The following is a 15858-nucleotide window of genomic DNA, read 5'->3' as shown; positions in this document are numbered from 1 at the left end:
TAGTGTTTTTGACTCGCATCAAGGCGTCGAGTGCCGGCGGATGCACTTCATTATCGCATTCAAGCGCTCCAGCGAAAGGCGACTGCGATGTCCTACAAGTCAATTATTCTAAACCTTGCCGTAGATGCATCTCCTACATCCATGGTGAAGTTGGGGATCGAGCTTGCGGAACGCTTCGGGGCTCACCTTATCGGCCTGGCGGCTGCAGACGTCCCGCCGCTCATCGCGACCGGCGACGGCATGGTCTATGAAGGCGAGATCATGCAGATCCAGCGCACGGAAATCGAAAAGCGGCTTGCCGAACTGCGTGCCGAATTCGAGAGGCTGGTTCCTGCTTCGATCGGCAGCGAGTGGGGGCAGGAAGTCTGCAACCCGACCCGCTTCCTTAGCGTCTCCGCCCGCGCGGCCGACCTCATCGTTACCAGCGGCGAGGAGGGAGAAAATGTCTATCGCGCCGTGGATGTCGGCAGCCTTGCTCTCGGCACAGGCCGGCCAGTCCTCGTCACCGCAACCAATGTCGAACATGTTTTGGCAAAGACCGTGCTGGTCGCCTGGAAAGACACCAGGGAGGCGCGACGGGCGATAGCGGATGCATTGCCTTTCCTGGCCTGGGCCAACGAGGTCATCGTCGCCACCATCGATACCGACCGCAGCGAAAGCGCCCGATACAGCCTCGCCGATGTTGCGGCTTATCTAGAAAACCATGGCATCATGCCACAAACCGAACTGCTCACTGGCGAGGCGGATGGCGACCATCTGCTGGCGTTTGCGCGCTCGATCCACGCTGATCTGATCGTCTCCGGTGCTTACGGCCATAGCCGCCTCCGGGAATGGGCCTTCGGCGGCGTCACCCGCACGCTGATCGAAGACAACGGCATCAATCGCTTCCTGTCGTATTGAAGGTCTGTCGAACCCACTCACCGCCCTAATCGACGGGCCGGAATCTGCCCCATCCGGCACCCGTTTTCGTCGAAGATGGCGCTGCTTTCGCGCTCTGAAGTCGGTAACCGACAACGCAACCGTTTGCAAGATCCACTGCTCGAGTCGGCAACGGAGCATCCTGTTGACCGAGATCAATGTCGTCTGCCGCCAATGTGGCAATGATTGCCAAAATGCAGGAGTGAACGACATGACGTTTCTCGACTACCTGATTTCGATTGACGCCAGGGCGGCCTTGATGGGCCGCATGATGCGGAGGCTCGGCGTCGACAGACAATTGAAGGTCGTGGCGGACCATGCAGCCGTCACCAATCGGGCGGTGGACCGCTGCCGCTCCTGCGGCCATCAGGACGAATGCTCGACCTGGCTCGACGAACACCAGCAAGCCGATGATCCGCCGGATTACTGCCGCAACCGCGACTTGATCGCACGGCTTCAACACGCAGCCGGCCAACGCTAGAAAGGTCACCACAAATGCGTCTGACGAGTGAACGCAAACGGAACTTATGCCGATAGATTTGCATCCCATGGGACCAGGCAGTTTGGACAATCTATTTCTTCTAGAAGCATTTCTGCTCTTTATTGCGCCCGGGCCAACCAATGCTCTTTTGATGGCGGGTGCGGCCAAGCGAGAGAAGGCGATCGCACTCTTGGTCGCACAGGCCTGCGGATACGGGATCGCAGCCGCCTGCTGGTTTTCGCTGCGACCCTTGCTGCCGTCCGGCGCCATCCAGGTACTCAAGCTGGTCGCAGCCCTATGGCTTGTAATTCTTGGCCTGCGTCTGATAGGCCGCGACCAGATCGACGCATCCGAAGACGGGGATGGCCTTTCTGTTATAGTAACTACTGCCCTCAATCCGAAAGCCTTTATCTATTGTCTGGCAATCGTGCCGGTGGACGCGAGGCCGTACGAACTGGGCTTCTTCTGGATTGTACTCTTGGTGACCACAGCTGCCACCGGGTCGATGTGGCTTTTGCTCGGTAGGCGTCTGAACGGAGCCAGAGAGATGGCAGACAGGGTCGCGGGCGCGGTGCTTATCTCATTCGCCTTGTTGCTGCTTCGACCATTAATAGCGGTAGCTGCGACTTAGGGTTCAATGCGGACATTCTTCCAATTCGAATGTTGGGGTCACGCAATGCGGAGTCCGCAAATTCTTGTAGTGCTGAACTAAGAGACAAGCACCACCGACAGCGGCTCCGCGCAGAAAAGGTTATCCTTTACGGCTTTGACGCCGGCGACGTTTTCGGCGGCGACGATGGCTGCCTGGCGTTCGCGTTCGTCGAAGATCGCGCCGCTCAGTTCGACCACGCCATTGCCCACCGTGACGCAGATCATTTCCTTGCCGGCCCATTTCTGCGTCGCAAGCTCGGCAATAATTTTCTGACGGATCTGATCGTCGTCGACGAACGCCGGGCCCGCATCCGGCAGGACGTTGAGCAATGCACGCAGAAGGTCGGTGCGGGTGATGATCCCGACGACTTTTCCCCCATCGACAACCGGAATGCGTTTGACGTGGCGGCGTGTCATGAGCTCGACGATCTCGGCGATCGATGCCCCGGGGGATGCTGTGACGAGATCTTCTGTCATGACCTCCTCGATCCGTCGTCCGTTGGCTTGAACATATTCATCAGCGGCTCGCCCGGGGCTCACAAGAAACTCCAGCCAACGCGAGCGCTTACGCTTCGTGCCGAGTTCTCCCCGGCGCAAGAAATCACCCTCGCTGACAATGCCCACTAGCGTACCGTCCCTGCGAATGACGGGCAGGCCGCTGATCTTCTTGGAGAGCATCAGCCCGGCCGCTTCGGTGATCGACGCGGACGGCTCTATTCCGACGACCGGTGTCGTCATTATGGCTTCGGCTTGCATACCTGCCTCCTCAAATATCTTCCCTTGATTATCGAGGTCCCTGCGTCGCGTGCCTTGATCTGAGTCACTTTCTGGGTGCAGCAACGTCGGCGGGCCAAACATCCGGTCTGTCTTATATTCGAGCCAGACACATGCAGTGGCGAAGTTTGCGGTACCAGCGCCGTTATCCGCACCTTGGCTCCCGATCAGTTGTCTAGCTTGTCATCCCGATCGATAAGGATCCGCTCGGCGGCTCCGTCGAGATCCTCGTATTGACCGCTCCTTAAGGCCCACAGGAAGCCGGACAGACCCAGCGCGCCGAGAAAAAGAGCTACGGGCATGAGATAGATAAGCGTCGTCATGACGATCGTGCCAATGCGCCGATACTGGGACGTTTGCCCCGCGTACGAACCGTCTGCGTTGGGCTCGCGGCAAAGCCTTGCAGCCTCAGCGCATTGCCAATGACAAGCAGTGACGAAGCCGACATCGCGATTGCCGCGATCAGCGGAGTGACGTGCCCCAGGATGGCGATAGGCACGGCAACAGCGTTGTAGACAATTGCTATGGCGATGTTTTGCCGGATCAATTGTCCGGCCTTTCGCGAGACGTCGAGGGCAAGGGGTACTGCCGAAAGGCTTTCGCGCAGGAACACGAAATCCGCGGCATTGCGGCCGACATCGGCCGCCGTGGCTGGAGCGATCGAGACGTGTGCCGCGCCCAGCGCAGGGGTGTCGTTGAGGCCGTCGCCGACCATCAGCACCTTGTGGCCGTCCCTCGACAGCGTTTCGATATACTCGACCTTGCCCGAAGGAAGCAGCGCCGGAACAAAGTGATGGATGCCCAACGTCGCCGCGACCTCGCCACAGGCAGCTGCGGTATCGCCCGACAGCATTTCCACGGAAATCCGGGCGTTGTTCAATTGCTCGATGGCCGCTCTGGCGTCTGCACGCAGCGCGTCCTCGAAGACAAAGGACGCGACAATGATCCCATCTTTGGTCAGAACCGTTCCGCCGTATCTGCTTTCGCCGCCGGTTCGGGCCTTCCACCCGGCCCAGCCGCGCCGGCCAAGCCGCCAGGTGCTTCCCATGGCGGTGGCTTCGATTCCGAAACCAGGGTGCTCGCTGACGGACTCGAGCTTCGGCTCACTGGCAAAGCCCGCACAGTCGGCTATGGCCCTTGAGAACGGGTGGCGGGAATGCGCCGCCATGTCGACAGCGATTGCCAGCATGGCCGGATCGATGGACGACGCGTTGACGAGCCGGGGCTGTCCGAGCGTAAGCGTTCCTGTCTTGTCGAACACCGCTGTGTCGATCGCGGCCAGGCGCTCCATGGCCGAACCATCCTTGACCATGACGCCGCTTTCGAACAGACGCCGCGCAGCGACCACCTGCACGATCGGCACGGCGAGACCGAGCGCACACGGGCAGGTGATAATGAGAACGGCGATGGCGATCGTTACTGCCTGGTGCCAATCGCCGTTCGCCGCCATCCAGCCAAGGAACGTCACCAAGGCGGTCAGATGGACCACTGGAGCATAGAGCGCTGAAACGCGGTCGGCGATCCTGCGATAATGCGCGCGACCGCCCTCTGCGGCTTCCATCAGCCGGACCATCTCGGCCAGGAAGGAATCCTTTGCGGCGGCTGTCGCCTCCATGGTCAGCGGGCCTGTGAGATTGAGGGTGCCGGCCTGCACGGTTTCCCCTGACGCCACGGTTCTGGGCGTGCTCTCACCGGAGACCAGTGAACAGTCGAGATCCGAAGAGCCTCGAATGATCTTGCCGTCGACGGGTATCCTTTCGCCGGCAGTGATCAGCAGCTGCAAGCCGGGTTCGATCTCCTCAACCGGCAGGTAGTCGCGCGAACCATCCTCGCGCAGCACCGTGGCGCCCCGCGCCGCCAGCCGTGAAAGGCCGTTCACGGCGGTCCGGGCACGCTCTCGCATCACGTGATCCAGCGTGCGGCCGATCAACAGGAAGAACAGCAGCGACACCGACGCGTCGAAATAGGCGTGGTCGCCATGATTGATGGTCTCGTAGAGGCTCATCGCGTAGGCGAGCGAAACTCCAACCGCAATCGGCACGTCCATGTTCATGCGACCGTGACGCAACGCGTTCCATGCCGAGCGGAAATAGATGCCGCCGGCGAAGGCGAGCGCCGGGATAGCGATCAGCGCCGAGACCCAATGGAACAGGTCACGCGTAGCCCCTTCAGCGCCTGACCAGACCGAGACGGAAAGCAGCATGATGTTGCCCGCAGCAAAGCCAGCGACGGCGACGGCCCGGATCAGCTCCGAAAGTGTTTTGTCCTTCTCGCCAACCTGTGGGTCGAACAGATGTGCCGGGTAGCCCAGCCGTCCAAGTGCGGCGGCGAATGGCGGCACCTCATCCCCACGCCACCGGATCGATACCCGTTTCGTCGACAGGTTGACCCGAACACTCTCGACGCGATCGAGCTTTGCGAGAGCCGTCTCGATCGCCTGGATGCAGGCCGCGCAGTGAACCGTCGGCACCGATAGATCGGTCTGGCAAAGGTCACCGCCAAGCGAGCGGCTTGCCAACCTGATCTCCTGGCTCGATGGCAAGCTGGATGTCGGTCCGCCCAGATCCAGCGCCATTTCAGCGCCCGGCGCACAGCAGCTCATCGCAGTGCTCCCTGAGAAATCATGATTCGGCGAACGTCGCGATAAGGCTCTGCCAGACCGGCATCGGTGTCGACTTCGACGATCCAGACGCCGTCCCTTAGCGTGTGCTGAGCAGCAAATTCCTGGCCCGAGGCAGCGGCGAGAGTGACAGCTTTGTCCGCGCCCTCGTAGGCAGGATGACGAAACAGCACCTTGACACTACGCAAGGGAACCGGCTTGCCGGCGGCATCGCTGAGACTGTAGCGGACTTCACCCCAAGAGATCGTCAATTTGCCAGTCCAGCCGAGCGCCGCCTGTGCGCGGCCTTCTTCGGCCTTTCGGTTGAATTGCTGGCTGGCCACATAGGTGTTTTCGACGACAAGACCGGTCCAGCTTGTGCTGGCGAATGTCGCCATTGTCAGATTGACTGCGATGACCACACCAAAAAAGGCGAGAATGGTGGTCAGCATGTGCCTGCCGGTGAATTCGCGGGTTTTTTGCGTATTGGCGCTCATCTGGCGATCTCCGGGGCATTGAAGGTGGCGGTGTATTCGTCCGTTTCGAAACTCGCCTTGTCCTCGACGCGGAATTTGAAGGTTTGTGTTGCGCTTCCGACCTGGTCCGCCGGCTGGCGCACGAAAACCTTCAGCATCTTCAGGCGGTCGGGTTCGACCGCGACGGCGAAGGACCGGTCTGCGGGAAGGTCGATACCAACGACGCTCATTTCGGCTCCCCGCAGGCCCTGCATGGTGACAACGATCGTCCTTGGCTCGGGGATCATGTTGAGCAGCTTGACGGTGTAGCCGTTGCGGATCGAACCGTCGGACAGCGTGACGAACTGCGGATTGCGGTCGTGCAGAACATTGACCTCGAGCCGGTCGCGCGTCAGCAGCGAGTAGAGCAGCGCAATGCCGACCGCCGACCACGCGCCCATGTAGATGAAGGTGCGCGGCCGAAAGATCTTGCGGATATGGAAATGGGCTAACCTGTCGGAGAAAGCGCCGCCGTCGGTCCGGACGAGCGACGGGTTCACCGAGCAAGAGCCGCCTGCAGTCGCCACCGCCATGTTGGCGTTGTAATCGGACAATGTCGCATAGGAGATCAGCCCGCGCTCCTTGCCGAGTTTGTCCATGACGCCGTCGCAGGCATCGATGCACAGCGCGCAAGTGATGCATTCGAGCTGCTGGCCATCGCGAATGTCGATCCCCATCGGGCAGACGGCGACACAGGCATTGCAATCGACGCAGTCTCCGACAAGCTGCCCCGCGGCCTGGACCTTCTTGGCGTGCCGCGACCGAGGTTCGCCACGCCAGTCATTGTAGGTCACGGTAAGCGAATTTTCGTCGAGCATGGCCGCCTGGATGCGCGGCCACGGGCACATATAGGTGCAGACCTGCTCGCGCATCAGCCCGCCGAATGTGTAGGTGGTTGCCGTCAGCACGCCGATGGTGATGTAGGCGACCGGCGCAGCGGTGCCAGCGAAGACCTCGCCAATCAGCGATGGCGCATCGGCGAAATAGAAGATCCAGGCGCCGCCGGTCGCTGCCGCTATGGCCAGCCAGACGGCGTGTTTCGATACACGCAGCACAAGCTTGCGCGCGGTCCACGGTCCGGCGTCGAGCTTCATGCGGGCATTGCGATCTCCCTCGATCGCACGCTCTACAACCAGAAACAGATCGACCCATACTGTCTGCGGACAGGTATAGCCGCACCAGGCTCTGCCAACTGTGGATGTGATCAGGAAAAGGCCGATGCCGGCCATAACGAGAAGGCCGGCCACATAGAAGAATTCCTGCGGCCAAATTTCGATGAAGAAGAAATAGAAGCGGCGGTTGGCAAGATCGATCAGCACGGCCTGATCGGGAGCAAACGGACCTCGATCCCAGCGCAGCCAGGGCGTCAGGTAGTAAATGCCCAGCGTGATCGCCATCACCAGCCACTTGAAGCGACGAAAGCTGCCCGTGGCGCGCTTGGGGAAGATCTTCTTGCGCGGTGCATATAGTGGCTGGCGGACCTTGGCGGAGTTGACCGCCTCGGCTTCGAGCCGCTCTAACTGCGTATTGTCCAGCACGAGAAACTCCAGTCGCGCAACTTATGGTCTCGGTGTGCGCAGTCGGACTTTGTTCTTTTGCCGGTGCGCGAAATGCCGCGTTGAACAAGCCTTGCCGCAGGGTGGCCTGGTGCGCGTTGATGCAAGTCAAATCGTCGGACATCGAATGCAATCGAGGCCCGGCGCAAGCCGGGCCTCGTCGCTTGGCTGGCGAAGGGCCGGGGAATAGGCCCCCCCTCTATTCCCCACCACCAAGCGAATGGATGTAGACCGCGAGCTCCTTGACCTTGGTCTCGCCAAGACGCTCAACCCAGGCCGGCATCACGCCATGTTTGGGTGCGCGGACCTGCGCGGCGATTGCCGTTTCGTTGGACCCGTAGAGCCAGATCGCATCGGTCAGATCAGGTGCGCCGAGCTCTTTGTTGCCTTTTGCATTGTCGCCATGGCAGGCCACGCAGTTTTCGGCGAAAACCTTGGCGCCCGGGTCGACCAGTTTTGCATCTTGAACCGGGCCGGACAGGCTGGCGACGTAGGTGCTGACCTGTGCGACCTGATCGCCGGTGATGATCTCGCCAAAAGCCGGCATTTCCGACAGGCGTGTTTCCGGGGCGGATGCGAAGCGGATGCCGTGCGTGATCGTTTGCTGGATCTGCTCGGCCGTGCCGCCCCACAACCATTCATCGTCATTGAGGTTGGGAAAGCCCTTGGACCCCTGGGCACCGGAAGCGTGGCACTGCACGCAATTGACCTTGTACGCAGCGCTGCCTGCGGCAACAGCGAATTCGCGCAGCGCGTCGTCGCCGGCAATCTCCGAAACGGTTTTCGATTGTATCGCTGCGGCATACTTGGCCTTGGCGATTTCGGCCGCAGCAAGCTCGTTCTTGACGTCGTTGCGGCTCGAATAGCCGAGCACGCCCTTGGTCGCCGAGGTCAGCATCGGCCATGCCGGATAGGCGATGGTGTAGCCGATCGCCCAGACGATGGTGATGTAGAACGTTAGGACCCACCAGCGCGGAAGTGGGTTGTTGAGCTCCCTGATACCATCCCACTCGTGGCCGGTGGTGGAGATGCCTGACACTTCGTCGATATGCTCTTTGCTCATGATCAGTCGTCCTTCAGAGGAATGCGGGCGGCTTCAACGGCCTGCTTGCTACTCCCGGGACGGAATGCGAAGACGACCGTGCCGACGAAGAAGAGTGCCATGGCGAGCAGGGCCCAACTGTCGGCGAACTCCCTCATCCAATTGTAATCCATGGTCTTTATCCTCAGCGGTAGCCGGCGGCTTCGTCGTAGGTCTTGAAATCGACCAGCGTTCCGAGCATCTGCAGATAAGCGACCAAGGCATCCATCTCGGTCACCTGTTGCGGGTTGCCGTCGAAATCGCCGAGCTTGGCCTTCGGGTAGCGGCCATCCAGGTCGGATGTATCGGCATTGGGATCGGCCTGCGCAATCAGGTCACCTGCGGCGTGAGCGATCATATCATCGGAGTAGGGGACACCGACGCGCCTGTTTGCGATAAGATGCGTCGAGAAGTCCTTCACTTCGATTGGCGTATTCTTCAGGAAGGCATAGCTCGGCATGATCGATTCCGGCACCACCGAACGCGGCTCGACAAGATGCTGAACGTGCCACTCGTTCGAGTAGCGATCTCCGACCCTGGCGAGGTCCGGCCCCGTGCGCTTCGATCCCCACTGGAACGGGTGATCGTACATCGACTCGGCCGCCAGGCTGTAGTGACCATAGCGCTCGACCTCGTCACGAAACGGCCTGATCATCTGGCTGTGGCAGAGGTAGCAGCCCTCACGCACATAGACGTTGCGCCCGGCGAGTTCGAGCGGCGAATAGGGCCGCATGCCTTCGACCTTCTCGATCGTGTTGTCGAGATAGAAGAGCGGTGCGATTTCGACGATGCCACCGATCGTCACCACCAGCAGGGAACCAACGAGAAGAAGCGTGGCGTTCTTCTCGATGATCGCGTGTTTGTCCATCAAGCCCATTTTTTGGCTCCTTATCGTGCGGGCTGAAGGGCGGGGATGGAGTCTGGCATCGGCTCCTCCTCGCGTTGGTAGCCGAGGATGGTCATGGTGATGTTCCAGGTCATGATGACAGCACCGGCGAGATACATCGCGCCACCCACGGCGCGCATGACATAGTAGGGATGCATGGCGGCCACGGTCTCGGCGAACGAGTAGACCAGGAAGCCCTGCTCGTCGTACTCGCGCCACATCAGGCCCTGCATGATGCCGGAAACCCACATCACCGCGGCGTAGACGACGATCCCAAGGGTCGCCAGCCAGAAGTGCCAGGTGACGAGCCGCAGCGAATAGAGCCGTTCACGGTTCCATAGCTTCGGCACCATGTAGTAGATCGCGCCGAACGAGATCATGCCTACCCAGCCGAGCGCGCCGGAATGGACATGCCCGATGGTCCAGTCGGTGTAGTGCGACAGCGAATTGACCGCCTTGATCGACATCATCGGACCTTCGAAGGTCGACATGCCGTAGAAGGCGATGGCCATCACCATCATGCGGATGATCGGATCGGTGCGCAGCTTGTCCCAGGCGCCGGACAGCGTCATCAGGCCGTTGATCATGCCTCCCCAGGAGGGCATCCAAAGCATGATCGAAAACACCATGCCAAGCGTCTGCGCCCAGTCGGGCAGGGCGGTGTAGTGCAGGTGATGCGGCCCGGCCCAGATGTAGAGAAAGATGATCGCCCAGAAGTGGATGATCGACAGCCGGTAGGAATAGACTGGCCGGTTCGCCTGCTTGGGCACGAAATAATACATCATGCCAAGGAAGCCGGCTGTGAGGAAGAAGCCGACGGCATTGTGGCCGTACCACCATTGCGTCAAGGCGTCCTGGACGCCGGAGAAGGCGGAGTAGCTCTTCGAGCCCAGGAGAGACGCCGGCATCGACAGATTGTTGATCAGGTGCAGCATCGCGATGGTCACGATGAAGGACAGATAGAACCAGTTGGCGACGTAGATATGCGGTTCCTTGCGCTTCAGGATGGTGCCGAGGAACAGGACGAGGTAGGCGACCCAGACGATGGTCAGCCATATGTCCACATACCATTCGGGCTCAGCGTATTCGCGGCTCTCTGTGATGCCGAGCAGGTAGCCGGTCGCGGCCATGACGATGAAAAACTGATAACCCCAGAACACGAACCAGGCGAGATTGCCGCCGAACAGCCGGGCGCGGCTGGTGCGCTGCACGACATACATGGACGTGCAGATGAGCGCGTTGCCGCCGAAGGCAAAAACGACGCCGGATGTGTGCAATGGCCGCAGGCGGCCGAAGTTGAACCAGGGCTCGATGTTGAGATCTGGGTAGGCGAGCTGCAGCGCGATGACCACACCCACAAGCATGCCGACAACACCCCAGAACATAGTGGCGATGGCGCCGTAGCGGATTGGCCCGTCCATGTAGGCAGAAGGATCGACCGATGCGGCCGGCGCAAAGCTGGTGTTGCGCAGGAGGACGATGACAAAACCAAGGAGCAAGAAGAAAAGCACCCACATGTGCTGACGAAACGGTTCGTCCACGCCGAAGCCGGCTGCCACCAGCGCCAGGAAGGTGAAGAAGCACAACAAGACAATTTCCGTGCCAAATTTCATGGCATGTCCCCGACATTGAATTCCGATCTGCGAACACCAATCCGCAGCCGCTTCGTCTCCGCCTTGATCCAGGTCAAAGCTCGTCACTTTCGGATTGGGCAGCGTGGTCTCAAACAGTCAGTAGGTTGCCTGTTGGTTGAAGGGAGAAACCAGTTGAACGGAGACAAAGGGCGGAGATCGTCGCTGTTCGAAACACGCCGCGAGAATTCGATACTAACTGACCGATCCGCCAAAGAGGCAGTCCCGGCGGCCGTGATCAGGCGCGCGCATGACGAGAAACTGCGGCTCTGCGACGCTTTGGAAAGAATCGCCGACGCGTTACCAGGCGTCGACCGTCTGACGTGCCTCAGCACGGCCAACGCGATCGTGCCGCTTTTGCGCAGCATTCACCAGTACGAAGAGGCGATCATTTTCCCTGCTTACGAGGAGGCCGTGCTCGGCAGCAACGCGAACCTTGCCTCAACCCGGCGATTGCGGGCCGAGCATGTAGAAGATGAATGCTTTGCCGGCGAGGTGACCGAAATTCTGCTGACCATCGGTCACGGCAAGACTGTCGAGAACCCCGAAGCCATCGGTTTCATGCTGCGCGGCCTGTTCGAGAACTTGCGCCGGCATATCGCATTTGAACGCGAGCATGTCCTGCCGATGATCGGGATCGTTGACACAGTCTAGGCGCCGGAGCGACTCTCCAACCGTGCAAGGCTGTCCACTGTCACATGGCGGTTGTTGTCGATCCGGATCACGCCTTCTGTCCGCAGCCTGGTCAACTGACGGCTCACAGTCTCGATTGTCAGGCCGAGGAAATCGGCGATATCGGCGCGCGTCAGCGGCAGATCGAAGGTCGCCGATCTGGTGGCAGGATCAAGCGTGGGGTCTATGTTCCTGGCGATCATCAGCAGGAAGCTGGCCACTTTCTCCGAAGCGGTCTTGCGCCCCAGAGTCACCATCCACTCGCGTGCCTCGTCGAGCTCGTTCAGCGTTTGCTTGAGCAGGCGATGTTCGAGCTCCGGCGATTCCTTCATCATCCGTTCGATAGCCGCCTTTGGAAATGAGCACAGGGAAACGGCGGTTGCGGCTTCCGCGTTGATCGCGCTTTCCACCTTGAACGGCCGTCCCAGAAAATCCGGCGCGAACTGTAGGCCGACGATCTGCTGGCGTCCGTCCGAAAGGCTCTTTGTCAGCTTCACAACGCCTGAAAGCACATTCGAATAGCTGTCGACAGCCTCAGCATCGCCTATCAGTTCGATACCCGGCGCGATCTTGTGCTTTGACGATGTCTTGGCGAGTCCGACCAGTTGGGCGGGATCGAGCGCGCCGCATACGCCGCGATGCCGTGCCTCGCAAGACTGGCAAAGCACCGGAATGCCGGCACTGTGAACGTCCTGCCGCACTGTCATCATGATCGTCCCGACGGAGCCAAAGTGTCGGCAAGATAGCATCGGCTGCTGAAAAATCCTTGCGGCAGTTTGTCCGCAGCTCAGGGCTTTGACAGAAATCAAGGCGAAGTTGGGGAGCTGCAGCCAGAATTCAACCTTGCAAAGGATGATGGAAGGCGACATGCAACCGGAATTGGCTGCCAGACTTGGCGAGAATGTCCCCCGCTACACCAGTTACCCGACCGCGCCGCATTTTCATTCAGGCGTTGATGCGGCCGTCCATCGAGGCTGGTTGGAAGCGATCCAAGGCGGTGACGAGATTTCGCTCTACCTGCACATCCCATACTGCGATCGGCTCTGCTGGTTCTGTGCGTGCCACACCAAGCAGACCCGCCACTACGAACCGGTGACTGCTTATCTCCGCTCGCTTCATGCGGAGATCGCAACCGTCGCCGGCCTCGTCAGCGGCAAGGGCCATGTCCGCGCCGTCCATTTCGGCGGCGGTTCGCCCACCATGCTGAAGTCCGATGACATGGTGGCACTAGGAGCCGTCTTGCGGAGTAGCTTCGATTTTCTTCCGGACGCCAGCGTCAGCCTCGAGATCGATCCGAACGACATGGATGAGGCACGCCTCGACGCGCTCGCCGAGATCGGCATGACGCGGGCGAGCCTCGGCGTGCAGGACTTCGATCCGAGAGTGCAGAAGGCGATCAACCGGGAGCAAAGCTTCCTGCAGACAAAGGCTGTCGTCGACGGGGTCCGTTCGCGCGGCGTCGCGTCCGTCAACCTGGATCTGCTCTACGGCTTGCCGCACCAGACTAGGCAGGGCATCTCCTCCACCGTCTCACAGGCCCTGACCCTGGAGCCGGACAGGATGGCGCTGTTCGGCTATGCGCATGTGCCGTGGTTCAAGAAACACCAGACGATGATCGACGAAGCGTGGCTGCCGGATTCGGCCGAACGCTTCGTGCAATCGCAAATTGCCGCCGGCCTTATGCTGAAGGCAGGGTACCAAGCCGTGGGCTTCGATCATTTCGCCAGATCCGGTGATGCGCTGGCCGTTGCGGCACGCACCGGAACCTTGCACCGGAACTTCCAGGGCTATACCGAGGATCGCTGCGAGACACTGATCGGGCTTGGTCCTTCATCGATCAGCCAGTTTCGCCAAGGCTATGCACAGAACATGCCGGCGACCGCCGAATACGGACGCATGGTGGAGCAGGGAGGCCTGGCTGCCGTGCGCGGCATCGAGTTGTCCGATGATGACCGCGTGCGCGCCTGGATTATCGAACGGCTGATGTGCGATTTCGCCTTCTCGGCGATCGATCTGGTCGAACGCTTCGGCGAAATCGGCCAGAAGGTTCTGCTCCAGGCGAGTTCCGTCGCCCTTCGTGATCCTGCTCGGTTGCTGGAACTGAATGGCGACAGTTTCGTAGTGCCGGTGGAAAATCGTCCCTTTGTTCGCAGTATAGCGGCCAGGTTCGACAAATATTTCGAAACCGGTAAAGCCAAGCATTCGGTGGCAGTCTGAGCGCCGGCCTGATCAGAAATGCTCCCCGGTCTTGAATGGGCCGATTCGGGTGCCAGCCGCGATCAGATAGGCGGTCGACCAGCCAATGAGCAGAAACCCGTTGACGCCCTCGAGCGCCGCCAGCACGCGCCACCCGTGAGCGGGTATGACGTCGCCATAGCCGACCGTCGAAAAGGTAATGGTCGAGAAATACAGTGCGGTTTCGAAGTCGGCAAAGATGTCGAGCAACAGGTAAATCCCGGCCCAAAGCCAAACCTCCGTTGTGATGACGGCGAAGAGCCCCATCACGACGCTGATCATCGCGACTATACGGCTGCGGCGGCCATGCATGCGAAACCGCGCCACCAGATACCTCATCGCATGGGTAACGGCGATCAGACCGAAGGTGTGAATCAGGACCGTCAGGCTTATGACGACCGTGCCGACGAAGAGATTGAGGGCCATGCGACGAAATTAGGAATCTCTCGGGGTGCGTTCCTTGCGCGAAATCAAAACCGGCCGAGTTTCGCCGAAGCCAGCCTGTTCGGCCGTCGCAACGGGACCGAGACGGAAGAACATCGCCAGCTTCAGGCTTGTCGCGATCCGTTCGGCCCGGTCGACAAACACCGCCGCCGTTTCTGGCGCGAAGAGTTCAGCCGCCGTTCGACCGAAAAGGGCCTGCCAGATCTCGAAATCGGCCGCGGTGACATCCTTGAGTTTGAGGTGCGCAGGCACCGGGCGGCCGTGATAGTCGCCGCTCTTGAGAATGATGGAACACCAGAAGTCCGTCATTTTCTCGAAATGTGGCTCCCAGTCGCCGGTGATCTCGCGCGCGAAAATCGGCCCCAGACGCTCGTCGCTCCTGACTTTTGCGTAGAATTCACGGACCAGTTTTCCGATCGATGTTCGATCGACGCCAGTATGGCTCAGAGGCTGTTCCGCGATCGGGCGCGCCCGATCGACCAAAGCTGATTTCAATGTCATCATGCACTCTTGTTTTAAGCTGTCAGGAGAAGCCCAGGCGCCGAAGGGCAACCTGCACGAGACTGGGCTGGTCGCGGACAAGCCGGAAACCCAGATTGTCGGGCGGCGTGCCGACTGCGCAACCGCCGCTCTTTCCGTCGCGGATGAAGTTCGACATGTAGGTGCGGTGGAACCCCTCAACGACGTGCACTCCGCAATTGTCGATCGAACTCGCGGTCCGCTTACCATCAATATCTATCGTGGCGTGGGAATAACATGTCGAGGTCCATTCCCAGACATTTCCCGCAATATCCGCTAGGCCTTTTGAATTGGTGCCGAAGGACCCTTGAGCCCTCGGCTCTGGATCAGGTTTCCGTCCGAGCGAGGCCTCCAGACGATACTGTGTCAGCCACCGGCGCGCCGGGTTCTTCGGGTCGCTTTCGCCGCCCTCAATGTCACCTCGGAACCGTTCACTGGCCGCATAGGCCCACTCCACGTCTGTCGGCAACCGCCATGCCTCTCCTATCCGCGCCGAGAACCACCTCGCGTAGGCTTCGGCATCGAGATAGCTCACACCGGTGACCGGAAGGTCACCGACGTTGCGTGCATCTGCTGGTTTGCAGGCGCCGTCCGCCACACAACGTCCATATTCCGATACGCTTACTTGGTATTTCATGATTTCCAGTAGCGCGTCGATGGTTTCCTGCTCGATGGGCGCCGCGATGGGACGGTTCTCCTTGAGGAATTCCCCAGCCTGTGGGTGCTCAAACGAGCCGGGTCCCAGGACCACCAGTTCGCTCACGGCCACCGGTTGGGAGAACTCCAGGGGACTCTCCTCGAACATATGGGTCATGCCCATGCCGATCAGTGCGGCAGCCCCAATTGCTCCGAGGGTGAAGACAGGATCGAAGGACATGGCGTCAAGTCCGGCTGCG

The 15858-nt window shown here is 60.3% G+C and carries 18 protein-coding genes; 5 read left to right on the top strand and 13 right to left on the bottom strand.

Annotation, left to right across the window (positions count from 1 at the left end; genetic code table 11):
* Positions 1-87 precede the first annotated feature (87 nt).
* The 3 genes from AC0L3I_RS24885 to AC0L3I_RS24875 all read left to right on the top strand — a co-directional run bounded on the left by AC0L3I_RS24885 (position 88) and on the right by AC0L3I_RS24875 (position 2030).
* Positions 88-900: a universal stress protein gene (locus AC0L3I_RS24885; protein ID WP_473528566.1), complete on the top strand. Its 813-nt coding sequence runs from the start codon at positions 88-90 to the stop codon at positions 898-900.
* A gap of 229 nt (positions 901-1129) precedes the next feature.
* Positions 1130-1399: a DUF6455 family protein gene (locus AC0L3I_RS24880; protein ID WP_473528565.1), complete on the top strand. Its 270-nt coding sequence runs from the start codon at positions 1130-1132 to the stop codon at positions 1397-1399.
* Positions 1400-1481: 82 nt separating this feature from the next.
* Positions 1482-2030 carry a hypothetical protein gene (locus AC0L3I_RS24875; protein ID WP_473528564.1) on the top strand — a complete coding sequence of 183 codons (549 nt, stop codon included), beginning with the start codon at positions 1482-1484 and terminating at the stop codon, positions 2028-2030.
* 77 nt (positions 2031-2107) lie between these two features.
* Here the strand turns inward: AC0L3I_RS24875 and AC0L3I_RS24870 are convergent, their stop codons facing one another.
* From AC0L3I_RS24870 to ccoN, 9 genes are all read right to left on the bottom strand, one after another.
* The gene (locus AC0L3I_RS24870; protein ID WP_473528563.1) at positions 2108-2806 is read right to left on the bottom strand and encodes a CBS domain-containing protein; all 699 of its coding nucleotides are present in this window, start codon (positions 2804-2806) and stop codon (positions 2108-2110) included.
* Positions 2807-2991: 185 nt separating this feature from the next.
* Entirely contained in the window at positions 2992-3147 is a 156-nt protein-coding gene (ccoS, locus tag AC0L3I_RS24865) for a cbb3-type cytochrome oxidase assembly protein CcoS (protein ID WP_287228079.1), read from the bottom strand.
* Positions 3144-5426 carry a cation-translocating P-type ATPase gene (locus AC0L3I_RS24860; RefSeq protein ID WP_473528562.1) on the bottom strand — a complete coding sequence of 761 codons (2283 nt, stop codon included), beginning with the start codon at positions 5424-5426 and terminating at the stop codon, positions 3144-3146. The genes ccoS and AC0L3I_RS24860 overlap by 4 nt, the downstream gene beginning before the upstream one ends.
* Positions 5423-5920, bottom strand: coding sequence for a FixH family protein (locus AC0L3I_RS24855; protein WP_473528561.1), 498 nt, complete (start codon positions 5918-5920; stop codon positions 5423-5425). Before AC0L3I_RS24855 ends, AC0L3I_RS24860 begins: the two co-directional genes overlap by 4 nt.
* Positions 5917-7476 carry a cytochrome c oxidase accessory protein CcoG gene (gene ccoG, locus AC0L3I_RS24850; protein WP_473528560.1) on the bottom strand — a complete coding sequence of 520 codons (1560 nt, stop codon included), beginning with the start codon at positions 7474-7476 and terminating at the stop codon, positions 5917-5919. The genes AC0L3I_RS24855 and ccoG overlap by 4 nt, the downstream gene beginning before the upstream one ends.
* 217 nt (positions 7477-7693) lie before the next feature.
* Positions 7694-8557: a cytochrome-c oxidase, cbb3-type subunit III gene (gene ccoP / locus AC0L3I_RS24845; protein ID WP_473528559.1), complete on the bottom strand. Its 864-nt coding sequence runs from the start codon at positions 8555-8557 to the stop codon at positions 7694-7696.
* 2 nt (positions 8558-8559) lie between these two features.
* A complete protein-coding gene (locus AC0L3I_RS24840) occupies positions 8560-8709 on the bottom strand; it encodes a cbb3-type cytochrome c oxidase subunit 3 (protein WP_473528558.1) in 150 nt (49 codons plus the stop codon).
* Between the two features lie 11 nt (positions 8710-8720).
* Complete coding sequence (gene ccoO / locus AC0L3I_RS24835; protein WP_473528557.1) at positions 8721-9452, bottom strand: cytochrome-c oxidase, cbb3-type subunit II; 732 nt, start codon at positions 9450-9452, stop codon at positions 8721-8723.
* Between the two features lie 11 nt (positions 9453-9463).
* Positions 9464-11074 (bottom strand): cytochrome-c oxidase, cbb3-type subunit I, encoded by a 1611-nt coding sequence (gene ccoN, locus AC0L3I_RS24830; protein WP_473528556.1) that lies wholly within the window; start codon positions 11072-11074, stop codon positions 9464-9466.
* 255 nt (positions 11075-11329) lie between these two features.
* Between ccoN and AC0L3I_RS24825 the strand changes: the two genes are divergently transcribed.
* Positions 11330-11746: a hemerythrin domain-containing protein gene (locus AC0L3I_RS24825; protein ID WP_473528635.1), complete on the top strand. Its 417-nt coding sequence runs from the start codon at positions 11330-11332 to the stop codon at positions 11744-11746.
* Here AC0L3I_RS24825 and AC0L3I_RS24820 read toward each other — a convergent pair.
* The gene (locus AC0L3I_RS24820; protein ID WP_473528555.1) at positions 11743-12471 is read right to left on the bottom strand and encodes a Crp/Fnr family transcriptional regulator; all 729 of its coding nucleotides are present in this window, start codon (positions 12469-12471) and stop codon (positions 11743-11745) included. The genes AC0L3I_RS24825 and AC0L3I_RS24820 overlap by 4 nt on opposite strands.
* 160 nt (positions 12472-12631) lie before the next feature.
* On the opposite strand from AC0L3I_RS24820, the gene hemN reads away from it, so the two are divergent.
* A complete protein-coding gene (gene hemN, locus AC0L3I_RS24815) occupies positions 12632-13981 on the top strand; it encodes an oxygen-independent coproporphyrinogen III oxidase (RefSeq protein WP_473528554.1) in 1350 nt (449 codons plus the stop codon).
* Between the two features lie 12 nt (positions 13982-13993).
* Here the strand turns inward: hemN and AC0L3I_RS24810 are convergent, their stop codons facing one another.
* From AC0L3I_RS24810 to AC0L3I_RS24800, 3 genes are read right to left on the bottom strand one after another with little or no spacing between them, the layout of a single operon-like run.
* On the bottom strand, positions 13994-14425 hold the full coding sequence (locus AC0L3I_RS24810; RefSeq protein WP_473528553.1) for a potassium channel family protein: 432 nt from the start codon (positions 14423-14425) through the stop codon (positions 13994-13996).
* A 9-nt stretch (positions 14426-14434) separates the two neighbouring features.
* Positions 14435-14995 (bottom strand): group III truncated hemoglobin, encoded by a 561-nt coding sequence (locus tag AC0L3I_RS24805; protein WP_473528552.1) that lies wholly within the window; start codon positions 14993-14995, stop codon positions 14435-14437.
* Entirely contained in the window at positions 14967-15839 is an 873-nt protein-coding gene (locus tag AC0L3I_RS24800; protein WP_473528551.1) for an SUMF1/EgtB/PvdO family nonheme iron enzyme, read from the bottom strand. Before AC0L3I_RS24800 ends, AC0L3I_RS24805 begins: the two co-directional genes overlap by 29 nt.
* Between the last annotated feature and the right edge of the window lie 19 nt (positions 15840-15858).

The sequence above is a fragment of the Mesorhizobium sp. WSM4840 genome, assembly GCF_055811755.1.
The sequence above is the reverse complement of the archived record's forward strand: the minus strand, read 5'-3'. Positions and strand labels throughout refer to the sequence as shown.